This window comes from Marinobacter lipolyticus SM19 (genome assembly GCF_000397065.2).
Lineage (GTDB): Bacteria > Pseudomonadota > Gammaproteobacteria > Pseudomonadales > Oleiphilaceae > Marinobacter > Marinobacter lipolyticus.
Genome location: NZ_KE007306.1, coordinates 107,890 through 120,883 on the forward strand (window position 1 = coordinate 107,890; position 12,994 = coordinate 120,883).

A 12,994-nucleotide genomic window follows, 5' to 3' on the forward strand; every position below is an offset into this window, starting at 1 on the left:
ATCAGACCTCCCCTTCACGAAGTTTTTTCAGGAACGGTGCGTAGCCACGGTCACTCATCCAGTAGTTAACAAGCTGTTGCACACCGCGGCTCGTCAGGGTCGCACCGGAGAGCGCGTCGACCTTATGCTCCCTGTCAGCGGCATCAGCGCTCACACCACCTTTAACAAGGCGGATCTGAGGCTCTTCCAGATCTTCACCATAGACTTCCTTACCGACCCACTGACTTTTCCAGCGCGGGTTGTCCACCTCACCACCAAGACCGGGGGTCTCCGCGTGAGCATAGAAGCCGAGCCCTTCGACGGTGTTGGCATCGCCTTCCAGGGATACGAAGCCGTACAGAGTGGACCACAGGCCGTACCCGTGCACTGGCAGTACCACCCGCACCAGTTCGCCGTTTTCAGAGAGCGTGAAAATCTTGGCCACGTTCGGACGGCGCTTGATACCTGCCTTGTCTTCCGACGACGGAATGTTGGTGGACATGGCAGGATCAGAGGCCGCTTTGTACATATCGTACTTCATCGGGTCCTCTACGCCGACCTCGGATGGCTCCACGTACTCACCACTGTCCAGGTCCAGCAAACGCACGTCAAAACGGGAGAATTCCTCCTCGATTTCTGCGGCGCTCGCACCTTGCTTCAACATGCCGGCAGCCGCCAGGATGTTGGTTTTGATATCCAGATTCTGGTTCTTGATCTGTGCTGGTCTGAGAGACACCGCGGCAGTGGAAACCACAACCGAGAAGACGATACTCAGTACCAGGGCAACAATCAGCGTTCTGGAGACGGTTTCTTTAGCTTTAGCCACGAGCGAGCCTCCGTTTGATGTTGGCCTGAACCACGTAGTGATCCATCAGCGGTGCGAACAGGTTGGCGAACAGGATGGCCAGCATGATGCCTTCCGGGAACGCCGGGTTTACAACACGAATCAGCACCGTCATCACGCCCACCAGGATACCGAAACACCAGCGACCGGTGTTGGTCATGGCAGCGGACACAGGATCGGTCGCCATGAACATCATGCCAAAGGCAAAACCGCCCATGACCAGGTGCCAGTGTGCCGGTACATTGAACATCGGGTTGGTGTCGGAACCAATAATGTTCAACAGCAGGGTCATAGCGATCATGCCAATCATGACGCCGCCGACGATACGGTAGGACGCGATCTTCATCACCAGAAGGATGAGACCACCGATCAGAATTGCCAGCGTGGACGTTTCACCCACGGAGCCCTGAATCGTGCCCATAAATGCGGACATCCAGCCGATCTGCGCTTCAAGCGCTTCCAGGCCACCGCTGGCGGCCCAGCTCAGTGCGGTTGCACCGCTAAAGCCATCGACCGCCGTCCACACGGCATCGCCGGAGATCTGTGCGGGGTAGGCAAAGTACAGGAAGGCACGACCGGTGAGTGCCGGGTTGAGGAAGTTCTTGCCGGTACCGCCAAATACTTCCTTACCAATAACCACACCGAAGGTGATCCCCAAAGCCACCTGCCACAGCGGAAGATCCGGTGGGCAGATCAGGGCAAACAGCACCGAGGTCACGAAGAAACCTTCGTTGACTTCGTGGCGACGAACGGTGGCAAACAGCACCTCCCAGAAACCACCGACGACAAACGTCACGAGGTAAATGGGCAGGAAGTAGGCCATGCCGTAGACGAAATTATCCCAGATACTGGCGGCATTGTTACCCGCCAACGCGCTGATAAACGCCGTGCGCAGACCGCCGTCACCCATCAGGGCATCCGGATTTTCAGCCAGGAAGCTGTTGGCCTGGAAGCCGATGTTCCACATACCGAAGAACATGGCCGGGAAGGTGCACAACCACACCGTGATCATGATGCGCTTCAGGTCAACCCCGTCACGAACGTGAGCTGTGGTGGAGGTCACACTGCCCGGCGAGTAGAAAATGGTATCGACGGCTTCGTACAGCGCGTACCAGCGCTCGTACTTGCCACCTTTTTCAAAGTGATGCTCGATGCCATCGAGAAACTGTCGGATTGCCATCGTATTAGCCCTCGATCTCGATTCGGGTCAGATTCTCGCGGAGAATCGGACCGTATTCGTATTTACCCGGGCACACGAAGGTACACAGTGCCAGATCTTCTTCATCCAGCTCCAGTGCACCCAACTTCTGTGCCGCTTCCGTATCACCAACGATCAGCGAGCGCAGCAGCTGAGTCGGCAGGATATCCAGGGGCATGACCTCTTCATACGTACCCACCGGCACCATGGCGCGTTCACTGCCGTTGGTGGTGGTGGTGAAGTTGAACAGCTTGCCACTGACCAGCTTGGACAGGTAGATGTTCAGCACCGAGAACTTGTTCGGGCCCGGAGACAACCAGCCCATGAACTCGCGCTTATAGCCCTCTTCCAGAACGGATATCTGGTTGGCAAAGCGACCAAGGTATGCGCAGGGACCGTCACCACGACGACCGCCAAACACCGAGCCGGAGATCATGCGTACATCGCAGTCAGTGGCCACTTCGTCTTTCAACAGCTCGTTCAGGTTGGCGCCTACGCGGGTGCGGATGAGGCGTGGCTTAAGGGCCTTGGGACCACCAACTGCAACCACTCGCTCAACAGGCAGTTCACCTGTCTCGAACAGCTTGGCAATGTCGATGACATCCTGATAGCCGATTGACCAGACCACCTTGTGGCCGGCGATCGGATCAAGGTAATGGATGTGTGTACCCACGTTACCGGCTGGATGAACACCATCAAACTGGTGCACTTCCACGCTGTCGGACTTGGGAACAGGCACGTCAGAGCCAGGCTTGCCGCTGACAAAGACTTTGCCAGTGGTCAGCTTGCTCAGGATTTTCAGGCCTTTTTCGAACGCGGCGCCGTTTTCACGGATGATAACGGTGGGGTCCGCAGCCAGCGGGTTGGTGTCCATTACCGACACAAAGATGGAATGAGGCGCTGTATCGATGGCAGGCACTTTGCTGTAGGGACGTGTCCTCAGCGTGGTCCACAAACCGGACTCTACCAGGTTATCAACGACCTGCTGACGCTCCAGGCCGGCCAAGTCTGCCTCGTTGTAGCGGGCAAAGGTCTCGGCATCGTCGCCATCGATTTCGATGACAATCGACTGGAAAACACGACGCTCACCACGATTGATTTCTTTTACCACACCGGCAGCCGGGGAGGTATAACGCACGCCTTCGGTCTTCTTGTCCGTGAACAGCAGCGTACCGCGCTTGACACGGTCTCCCTCTTTTACAGCCATCGTCGGCTTCATGCCGTTGTAGTCAAAACCGATCAATGCCACGTGGCGAACGGGTTTGCCGTCAGTAATGGTCTGTTCAGGAGCGCCGCTGATGGGAAGATCCAGGCCTTTTTTGATCTTAATCATTAGCCTCGTCCAATCATCAGAAACTATTCGATGGATTTGCAACGTCGGTCCCTATGGCCCAGATCCCCTTTACCGGGATGCACCAGGATGGCTGCACCGACGCAGCGAAAGCTATGAGGTTGAGGTTCACCTTGCTTTCGACAAAAGGGAAAGATGAGAAACGGGTGCCAGACGTACCCAAAATCGCGCCAATTATAAAGATTAAGTCATCCTATTTCCACCAGAAACCCGGCGGAGTTTGTGCCCTAACGTAACACAACCATGGTGAATTTCGGGCCAAAAAGAAACCCCGGCAGCATAGGCTGGCGGGGGTTCTGATCAATTTGCCATTGTTACAGCAACGTCACACGCTCGGTAACGATGGCCGCGCTACGACCAAGGTATCAGTCGCGGGCGCGCTTCGGGAAGATCGGGTAAGTCACGCCGGCCATCTGGTTGACGCAACGAACCACCTGGGCGCTATAGCCGAATTCGTTGTCGTACCAAACGTACAGGATCACACGCTTACCACCGGCGATCGTCGCCTGGGCATCAACAATACCAGCGTGACGCGATCCCACGAAGTCAGTGGATACAACCTCCGGAGAGTTCACGAAATCGATCTGCTTCTGCAGCTCGGAGTGCAGCGCCATCTCACGCAGGTAGTCGTTAACAATATCTACGTCCACTTCCTTCTTCAGGTTGAGATTCAGGATTGCCATGGACACATTCGGCGTCGGAACACGGATAGCGTTCCCGCTCAGCTTACCTTTCAGTTCCGGCAATGCCTTGGCCACTGCCTTGGCAGCGCCAGTCTCGGTGATAACCATGTTCAGCGCCGCACTGCGACCACGACGACTGCCCTTGTGGTAGTTATCAATCAGGTTCTGGTCGTTGGTGTAGGAGTGGACTGTCTCGACATGGCCATCCTCGATACCAAACTCGTCATTGATTGCCTTCAGAACCGGCGTAATGGCGTTAGTGGTACAGGAAGCTGCCGACAGAATCTTGTCTTCGTCGGTGATCCAATCGCTGTTGATGCCATAAACGATGTTCTTGATATCACCCTTGCCCGGAGCGGTCAGGATGACACGACTGACACCCTTGGACTTCAGGTGAAGACCGAGGCCGTCCTCGTCACGCCAGATACCGGTATTATCGACAACAATGGCGTTTTCGATTCCATACTGGGTGTAGTCCACCTGGTCCGGACCCTTCGAGTAAATCACCTTGATGTAGTTGCCGTTAGCGATCAGCGCCGAATTTTCCTCATCCACGGTGATGGTGCCATCAAAGGGACCATGCACGGAGTCACGGCGCAGCAGACTGGCACGCTTCTCCAGATCGTTCTCGGCACCGCCCTGGCGAACCACAATGGCGCGCAGGCGCAGGTTGTTACCACCACCGGCTTTCTCGATCAGGATACGGGCCAGCAGACGGCCGATGCGACCGAAACCGTACAGGACCACGTCCTTGGTGCCATTTCCGGCATCTTCCTCGGACTGGGCCGCGTACTGCCCCACAACCGGACCAATCTCGCGGTTCAGGAATTCTTCCAGTGAGCCACCCTCGGCCTTGAATTTAACTGCCAGCTTGCCGATATCCACGTGGGCACGCCCCAGGTCCATCTTGTCCATGGCCTGCAGGATAGGCAGTGTATCGTGCACTGACAGCTCGCTGTCCTCTACCTGGCGGACAAAACGGTGAGCACGAATAATACCGATAACCGACTGGTTGATGATGGCGCGACCGTATACGGAAGTAACCACATTATTCTTGCGGTAAAGGCGGCCGATCAGCGGAATCATGGCTTCCGCAGTGGATTCTCTCTCGGTCCAGTTAGACAGGTGCTGGTTAATCTGTTCGTGACTCACGCTTGAACCTCTGCAGTTGGCACTTGGAAATATGGGCGCATATTATCCAATTTAAAATGCCAGACCGCAAATACTGCCGACATCCCTACCATGACAGTGACCCTTACGACCGGTAGAATACGGCGCCTTGCCGCCCCGGACTTCAATTGCAGGAGAAGACAAACGCCCATGACTGACGGTGCATCCTCACTACGCTCCCGCCCTGCCCTGGTGGCACCGGATTTCCCGGAAAAATCAGCCGATCATCGCACATGGGGCCAATTACACGGCAGTAGCGATGCACTGGCCATTTGTGAGAGCGCGAATCGGCATCAGGGCCTGACCCTGGTCATTACCCGCAGCACCGACGAAGCCATCCGGCTGGAACAGTCCATGCGCTTTTACCTCGGCCTGCCCGCGGAAGAAGACGGCAGTACCGTCACCCGTAGCGGGCTTGAGCTGCTATCGCTGCCGGACTGGGAAACCCTCCCGTACGACCTGTTTTCGCCGCACCAGGATATTACCTCCCGTCGGATCCGCACCCTGCACCGCCTGCCATCGACCCGGCACGGTGTGCTGGTCGTCCCGGCACGCACCCTGATGCATCGCCTGCCTCCGGCTCATTACCTGCAGGGCAACACCTTGCTGCTTGAGGTAGGGCAAACACTGGACATTGACGACTGGCGGCTGCAACTGGAATCCGCTGGTTATCGCCACACCGAAAACGTCTACGAACACGGCGAGTATGCGGTTCGCGGCGCGATTCTGGATATCTTTCCGATGGGCGCGACGCAACCTTACCGTATCGACCTTTTTGATGACGAAATCGAAACCTTACGGACCTTTGATCCGGAAACCCAGCGCTCCATCGATCGCATCGACAGGATCGAACTGCTGCCGGCCAACGAATTCCCATGGAATAAGGAAGCACGATCCGGCTTTCGCAACCGCTGGTTTGAGCACTTCCCCAACGCCGACAAGGACGCACCGATATACCAGGATGTCACCCACGGCATTACACCTCCGGGCATCGAGTACTACCTGCCGTTATTCTTTGATGAAACTGCGACCCTGTTTGACTATCTGCCCGACAGCACCCATGTCTTCACCGCCGACGGCCTGAACGATGCCATTGCCCACTTTGACACGGAAACACGGGCGCGACATGAAGACCGACGCCACGACCGGCTGCGTCCGATCCTGCCGCCCACCGAACTGTTCCTGCAGCAGGAAGAGCTGTTCGGGCAACTCAAGCGGTTCCCCCGAGTCACCGTCACAACAAACACCGCAATTAACGCCGGCGCTGAAAACTGCAGCACTGACGAATTACCCGATGTCGCTATGGACGGTCGCGCAGCGGAGCCCGCCGCCCGCCTGAAGCGGTTTATCCAGGAATTTGGCGGTCGCGTGCTGCTGTGCGCTGAGTCCTCCGGTCGCCGGGAGGCGCTGATCGACCATCTCGCCGATCACAACGTGAAACCAACCACCCTGGAGAGCTGGCAGGCATTCCTGGAGGACAGGGATTGCACTCTGGGCATTACCATTGCCCCCATGGAGCAAGGCCTGGTGCTGCCAGACAAGCAGCTGGCACTGATCACCGAAACCGCGCTGTTCGGCGAACGGGTGTTACAACGCCGACGCCGTGAAAAACCCACGGAAGTCGACGATTCCGGATACCGCGACCTGTCGGAGCTTCGCATCGGTGCGCCCGTGGTTCACATTGACCATGGCGTTGGCCGCTACCAGGGCCTTGAAACCATCACGGTTGAAGGTGACGCCAGCGAATTCCTGATGCTTGAATACGCCGGCGGTTCAAAACTGTACGTTCCGGTTTCCAGTCTCCACCTGATTTCCCGCTACACCGGCTCAGATACTGAACACGCGCCTCTGCACAAGCTGGGCACCGAGCGCTGGAGTAACGCCAAGCAGAAAGCCCTGGAGAAAATCCGCGACACCGCCGCCGAGTTGCTGGATGTCTACGCCCGTCGCGAGGCCCGCAAGGGCTTCTCTTTCGAAGACCCCAAAGAAGCCTACCGTGCTTTCGCCGCCGGCTTCCCATTCGAGGAAACTCCGGATCAGCAGGTGGCGATTGAGTCCGTCTTCGAGGACATGACCGGAGAACGGCCGATGGACCGGCTGGTCTGCGGCGACGTCGGCTTCGGTAAAACCGAAGTGGCCATGCGAGCTGCGTTCATGGCGACTTTCTCCGGCAAGCAGGTAGCCGTGCTGGTACCAACCACCCTGCTGGCACAGCAACATTACGAGTCTTTCCGCGACCGCTTCTCGGACACCGCAGTCAACGTGGAACTGCTCAGCCGTTTCCGCAGCGGCGCCCAGACCAGCAAGGCCATGGAAGCCATTGAAAGCGGCAAGGCGGACATTGTGATCGGCACCCATAAACTGCTCCAGGGGGACATGAAGTTCAAAAACCTGGGTCTGGTGATCATCGATGAAGAACATCGCTTCGGGGTTCAGCAGAAGGAAAAGTTCAAGGCGCTGCGGGCAGAGGTGGACATGTTGACGCTCACCGCCACACCCATTCCCCGTACATTGAATATGGCCATGGGCCACTTGCGAGACCTGTCTATCATTGCAACGCCCCCGGCGCGGCGCCTGTCGGTGAAAACTTTCGTACGCCAGCGGGACGATGCCATGGTCAAGGAAGCCATTCTGCGGGAAATCCTGCGGGGTGGTCAGGTGTACTTCCTCCACAACGATGTGGCTACCATCCAGAAAACCGCCGAAGACCTGCGCGCATTGATTCCGGAAGCGCGGGTGGGTGTGGCCCATGGTCAAATGCGGGAGCGGGAACTTGAACAGATCATGTCGGACTTCTATCACAAACGTTTCAATGTGCTGGTGTGCACAACCATTGTGGAAACCGGCATCGACATTCCCAGCGCCAACACCATCATCATCGAACGTGCTGACAAGTTCGGCCTCGCCCAGTTGCACCAGCTGCGCGGCCGGGTTGGGCGATCGCATCACCAGGCCTACGCCTACCTGCTGACACCGCCGCCCCGCTCCATCACCAGCGACGCAAAAAAGCGCCTGGAAGCCATCTCCGAGGCCCAGGATCTGGGTGCCGGGTTCATGCTGGCCACCCACGACCTGGAAATCCGGGGTGCCGGCGAGCTGTTGGGTGAGGAACAGAGTGGTCAGATCGAAACCATTGGCTTCAGCCTGTACATGCAGTTGCTGGACGAGGCAGTGACCGCGATTCGCGAAGGACGCACCCCGAATGCTGAACTTCCCCTGAGCCACGGCACGGAGATGAACCTGCGCATCCCGGCGCTGATCCCGGATGACTACCTGCCGGATGTGCACAACCGACTGATGCTGTACAAGCGGATTGCGAGTGTCAGTAAAAAAGACGAATTAAAAGAACTTCAGGTTGAGATGATTGATCGCTTCGGATTATTACCGGATCCGGCCAAAAACCTGATGCGTCAGACTGAACTGAGGCTCAGGGCAGAAGCCCTCGGCATTGTGAAAATCGACGCCGGCAAGGAATGGGCCAGACTGGAATTCGGCGCCTCGACACCGGTTGATCCTCTCGTGCTGGTTAAGAAAGTGCAATCCGCTCCGGACCAGTACCGGCTCGAAGGGGCCAACAGTTTCCGGTTCCGGCTGAAGGATGCCTCAACCAGTGGTAAACTCGACAGCATTTCCGACATGCTCGGGCAGTTGACTCCCTGAAACCCAGGTACTGCCCACCAAACGACAGCAACTGATATTGTGGAGTACAGCCCTTGCGAACGCCCGGTTATACCCTGCCCGGAAAGGCACTGATCACCTTCACCGCAGCCCTGCTGGCAATGGCTCCTTTGTTTGCCAGCGCCCAGGAGAGTCGGGACAACCTCTATCGCGCGGAAATTGTCATTATTGAACGCCTTGTAGATCCCCAGAACGTTGAGGAACGCATGGCCAGCCGGATGCCCGAGCCTGTCGGCAATATGGCCAAACAGATGAAGGTTATTCGTGCGGATGGCAGTGTTGGGACGTCACTCAGACTGGCGCCGGAGACTGACCTGAGGTTACGCTCCGCCGCGCAACGGCTTGAAAACAGTGGGCGCTACCGCGTGCTGATGACTGCCGGCTGGTATCAGTCATTCCCGCCGAACTACGACGGTGAGCCAATGCAGATTGCTGTGGGGGATTGGCTGGCAGACGCCGGTCACCGAGAGGTCGAGGGCCACATCACAATCGACCGCCAGCGCTACCTCCATGTAGGCGTGCACCTCAACCACTGGACAGCCGGCAGCTCATCCGCTTACCCGGTCCAGGGCGACACTGGCGGCAACGAACTGCAACCCGCCAGCACGACGGCCAGAGCTGAGCTTCTTACCTGGATTCGGGAAACCCGGCGGATGCGTAGTGAGGAAATCCATTTTCTCGACTCCCCCACCATCGGAGTACTGGTATTCTTCAGACCGGTGGAGGGCTGAGCGCTCCAAGCCCGTCCATGGATTCCTCAAGAATCCGCTTTACTCCGGACATCCCCTGCGCAATGGCGGCCTCGATCTCATCCATCGTAATGATGTGATCGGATTTCCCGGCCGCCCAGTTTACCACCAGTCCCAGGCACACATAATTCATCTTGAGTTCCGCTGCCAGGGCGGCTTCGGGCATCCCCGTCATTCCCACCAGATCACAGCCATCCCGTTCCAGGCGGACAATCTCCGCCGCCGTTTCCAGACGGGGGCCCTGTGTTGCTCCATAGACGCCGAAATCCGAGAAAGGCAGGCCCAGTGAATTCGCTGCGTCGATCATTACAGATCTGGCTTCTTCCGCGTATGGGTATGTGAAGTCTATGTGGGTCACTTCCTCGAGATCGCCCTCGAAAAACGTGCTCCCCCGCCCCCAGGTGTAATCAATGATCTGATCGGGGATAACGATATGCGCGGGCCCCATGGCCTCATGGATACCCCCTACTGCATTGACACCAACCACGGTCCTGACACCAGCCTGATGCAACGCCCAAAGATTCGCCCGATAGTTCACCTGATGGGGAGGGATACGATGGGGATTACCGTGACGGGACAGGAAGATCACCGGCTGATTGCCCAGGCGCCCCTCAACCAGGGCAGCTGACGGCTCCCCCCAGGGTGTGCTCACTTCGCGCTGCCCGGTAATTTCAATACCCGACAGAGTCGTGAGCCCAGTGCCACCGATGATACCTACGGGTGCTGGTGCATTCGACTGACTCATGATGAACTCTCTCCTCCGCCGGTCGCTTCTGCAGCAGAGCCGGAATACGTGCGCTGGGCCGGGCGTGACTTGTCGGACCCCAGATCCTCATTCTCAATGGGACCACGGCCATCATCACTCGGAGCTGCTTTCGCACTTTCCAGCCTCAAGCTGTCTGGCACATGCAAGGTTCGCGTCGGGAAGGCAACCTCGGCACCGTGGCTTTCAATGATTTGACTGATCTTCAACAACACATCCTGCTTCACCTCGTGGAATTTCACCCACTGGGTGGTCTTGGTGAAGGTGTACACCATGATGTCGAGCGAAGATGCGTTGAATGCCAGGAAATTCACGATCAGAGTCTCTTCACTCGCTATCTCATCGTGATTTTCCAGCATGGTGCGAATTTCAGAAACGATAGTGGCCATCTCACGGACATCCGCGTAACGGATCCCGATGGTTTCCGAGATTCGACGATGACTCATGCGGGAGGGATTCTCTACCGCAATGGTGGTAAAGGCTGCATTTGGCACGTAGAGCGGGCGCTTATCGAACGTCCGGATGGTCGTCAGCCTCCAGCCGATATGGACGACCGTACCCTCAATGTTGCGATCCGGCGAACGCACCCAGTCACCCACCTTGAACGGCCGGTCCAGATGAATAATGACTCCGCCAAAAAAATTGGCGAGCAGATCCTTGGCGGCAAAGCCAACGGCAATACCACCCACACCACCAAACGCCAGCACACCGGAAAGACTGTAACCCAGGGACTGCATCACGATCAGTACCGCTGTAATGATCACCACTGCGCGGGCCAGCTTGCTGATCGCATTCACCGTGGTGTAGTCCATCGGTTTCTTCATTTTCATCGGAGAGGTAAGAATGCTCTCACCTTCCTTCACGAAACGAAGGATGGCCCAGACCAGTACCCAAACGAACCCGATCTTGAGCAGATGTTCGTTGAGCGAAAAAATCTCTGCGTCGGAGTATTGATAGGCGACTTCTGCTGCCCAGTAAACGCCCTGGATCCAGACGAACGCCACCACCGGTTTACGTGCCGCGTGGAGAAAAGCGTCGTCCCACAGATTCCGGGTTTTACTGAAACGCCGTTCAAGTGCGACCACAACATGGCTGGCAATATAGGCCACCGCAGCAGTGCCGAACACCAGGGCAAAAACAACAATACCCACTCGCCAGCTTTCGGAAAGCAACTCCCAATTCGCGATCCAACCATCTATGGTTGCTTGCAGTTCCCTGATCATGGACGTCCTCAATCGTAAATAATCAATGCCAGCAGCGTCGCAACCATACGCGACGCTCAGGATTCTTCGATGGTAACGGCAATGCCTGGGCTCACCAGGTCAAAAAGCCTAATTACATCGGTATTGCGCATGCGGATGCATCCATGGGATCTAGGCTTCCCCATGGGTTCGGTATCCGGTGTGCCGTGAATGTATATAAAGCGCCGGAAACTGTCGACGCCGGGGCCACGATTTATACCCGATTCACAACCGCACAACCAGAGTATTCTGGAGAGAATCCAGTCCCGCTCGGGATAGCGCGCTGCCAACTCCGGGGTGTAGATTTCACCCGTTGGCCGCCGACCAACAAACACAGTGCCCTGCGGCTGACCACCGCCCACCATGGCACGGACATAATGCCTGCCTCTCGGCGTACAGCCGCTGCTGTTTTGCTCCCCCGGACCATTCAGGGCCGTGGACACTGGAAACTGGCACAGCGATTCGCCGCCAGCGCCAATCAGCGTCAGTGACTGGGAGGCGATACTGATGTGGAGATGGGGAAAAGACCCTTTTGGCGAGTTCATCTGCAGTTAAGCTCCCGACTGACAACGTCAGTGCGGAAGCCTAACCGAGAGAGGACAACTCAGGCAACCGGAGCCTGACTAAATGCTGGCACCAGCATGGTGTCCTCAGCTTGCATGCCAGCAGCCAGGAACGGTACCAGGCGAGCGGCAATTTCCTGGACCGTGGTTTCCACGCCCAGTTTGTTTTGCAGGATATCCCGTAACGCGTCGCTACTGGACATGGTGAATGCCGTGGCCCCGAGCATGAACTGTATCCGCCAGTAACGATCCACCGCAGACAACTGCGGTGTAGCCTCTTTCAACAGCCTCATAAAGCGACTGAAAGGCTCGCTGTATTCCTGCTCAAGAAATTTGCGCAAATGCCCCTGAGACTGGGTATACGCTAGCCCGAGCAATCGCATGAAGATGGAAATACCCTTATCTGTGCGCTGCGGCATTCGCACGGCGCTTTCCGTCAATGCCCACAAAGTCTGGTTCAGAGTGGGCGGCTCTCCATCGCAACGCTCCTCCAGCTCGTCAAACGCGGTTTCCAGGGTGGCGGAAAACGGTGTCAGAAACCGGGCAAACACGGCGTGGATCAAAGCGTTCTTTGAACCAAAGTGGTAATTGACAGCGGCCAGATTTACTTTAGCCTTACTGGTAATCATCCGCAGGGATGTTTCGGAGAATCCCCGATCCGCAAACAATTCTTCAGCGGCATCCAGGATGCGGTCAACGGTATCAGACTGAGCCATATTGTTATCAGTGCCTCTAGCAAACGTCTGTTTGAAACATACGTTTGAGACACTACCAT

10 protein-coding genes are annotated in these 12,994 nt (G+C 56.9%); 2 read left to right on the forward strand and 8 right to left on the reverse strand.

Annotated features, from left to right (window positions below; all coding sequences use genetic code 11):
• Position 1: 1 nt before the first annotated feature.
• The 4 genes from MARLIPOL_RS00495 to MARLIPOL_RS00515 all read right to left on the reverse strand — a co-directional run bounded on the left by MARLIPOL_RS00495 (position 2) and on the right by MARLIPOL_RS00515 (position 5,207).
• Entirely contained in the window at positions 2–805 is an 804-nt protein-coding gene (locus tag MARLIPOL_RS00495; RefSeq protein ID WP_012136079.1) for a Na(+)-translocating NADH-quinone reductase subunit C, read from the reverse strand.
• Complete coding sequence (locus MARLIPOL_RS00500; RefSeq protein ID WP_012136080.1) at positions 798–2,003, reverse strand: NADH:ubiquinone reductase (Na(+)-transporting) subunit B; 1,206 nt, start codon at positions 2,001–2,003, stop codon at positions 798–800. Before MARLIPOL_RS00500 ends, MARLIPOL_RS00495 begins: the two co-directional genes overlap by 8 nt.
• Before the next feature lie 4 nt (positions 2,004–2,007).
• Complete coding sequence (locus MARLIPOL_RS00505) at positions 2,008–3,354, reverse strand: Na(+)-translocating NADH-quinone reductase subunit A (RefSeq protein ID WP_012136081.1); 1,347 nt, start codon at positions 3,352–3,354, stop codon at positions 2,008–2,010.
• A gap of 383 nt (positions 3,355–3,737) precedes the next feature.
• A complete protein-coding gene (locus MARLIPOL_RS00515) occupies positions 3,738–5,207 on the reverse strand; it encodes a glyceraldehyde-3-phosphate dehydrogenase (RefSeq protein WP_012136083.1) in 1,470 nt (489 codons plus the stop codon).
• Positions 5,208–5,375: 168 nt separating this feature from the next.
• Between MARLIPOL_RS00515 and mfd the strand changes: the two genes are divergently transcribed.
• Entirely contained in the window at positions 5,376–8,885 is a 3,510-nt protein-coding gene (gene mfd, locus MARLIPOL_RS00520; protein WP_012136084.1) for a transcription-repair coupling factor, read from the forward strand.
• Positions 8,886–8,938: 53 nt separating this feature from the next.
• A complete protein-coding gene (locus tag MARLIPOL_RS00525) occupies positions 8,939–9,634 on the forward strand; it encodes a 5'-methylthioadenosine phosphorylase (protein WP_012136085.1) in 696 nt (231 codons plus the stop codon).
• On the opposite strand, the gene MARLIPOL_RS00530 is transcribed toward MARLIPOL_RS00525, so the two are convergent.
• Genes MARLIPOL_RS00530 through MARLIPOL_RS00545 form a run of 4 tightly spaced genes read right to left on the reverse strand, consistent with a single transcriptional unit; the run spans position 9,615 to position 12,935 of the window.
• Positions 9,615–10,397 (reverse strand): S-methyl-5'-thioinosine phosphorylase, encoded by a 783-nt coding sequence (locus MARLIPOL_RS00530; RefSeq protein WP_012136086.1) that lies wholly within the window; start codon positions 10,395–10,397, stop codon positions 9,615–9,617. The two genes, MARLIPOL_RS00525 and MARLIPOL_RS00530, sit on opposite strands and share 20 nt — an antisense overlap.
• Positions 10,394–11,638, reverse strand: a complete 1,245-nt coding sequence (locus MARLIPOL_RS00535; protein WP_012136087.1) for a mechanosensitive ion channel family protein — start codon at positions 11,636–11,638, stop codon at positions 10,394–10,396. The genes MARLIPOL_RS00530 and MARLIPOL_RS00535 overlap by 4 nt, the downstream gene beginning before the upstream one ends.
• A gap of 56 nt (positions 11,639–11,694) precedes the next feature.
• Positions 11,695–12,201 carry a L,D-transpeptidase gene (locus tag MARLIPOL_RS00540; RefSeq protein WP_012136088.1) on the reverse strand — a complete coding sequence of 169 codons (507 nt, stop codon included), beginning with the start codon at positions 12,199–12,201 and terminating at the stop codon, positions 11,695–11,697.
• Between the two features lie 59 nt (positions 12,202–12,260).
• Positions 12,261–12,935, reverse strand: coding sequence for a TetR/AcrR family transcriptional regulator (locus MARLIPOL_RS00545; RefSeq protein ID WP_012136089.1), 675 nt, complete (start codon positions 12,933–12,935; stop codon positions 12,261–12,263).
• Between the last annotated feature and the right edge of the window lie 59 nt (positions 12,936–12,994).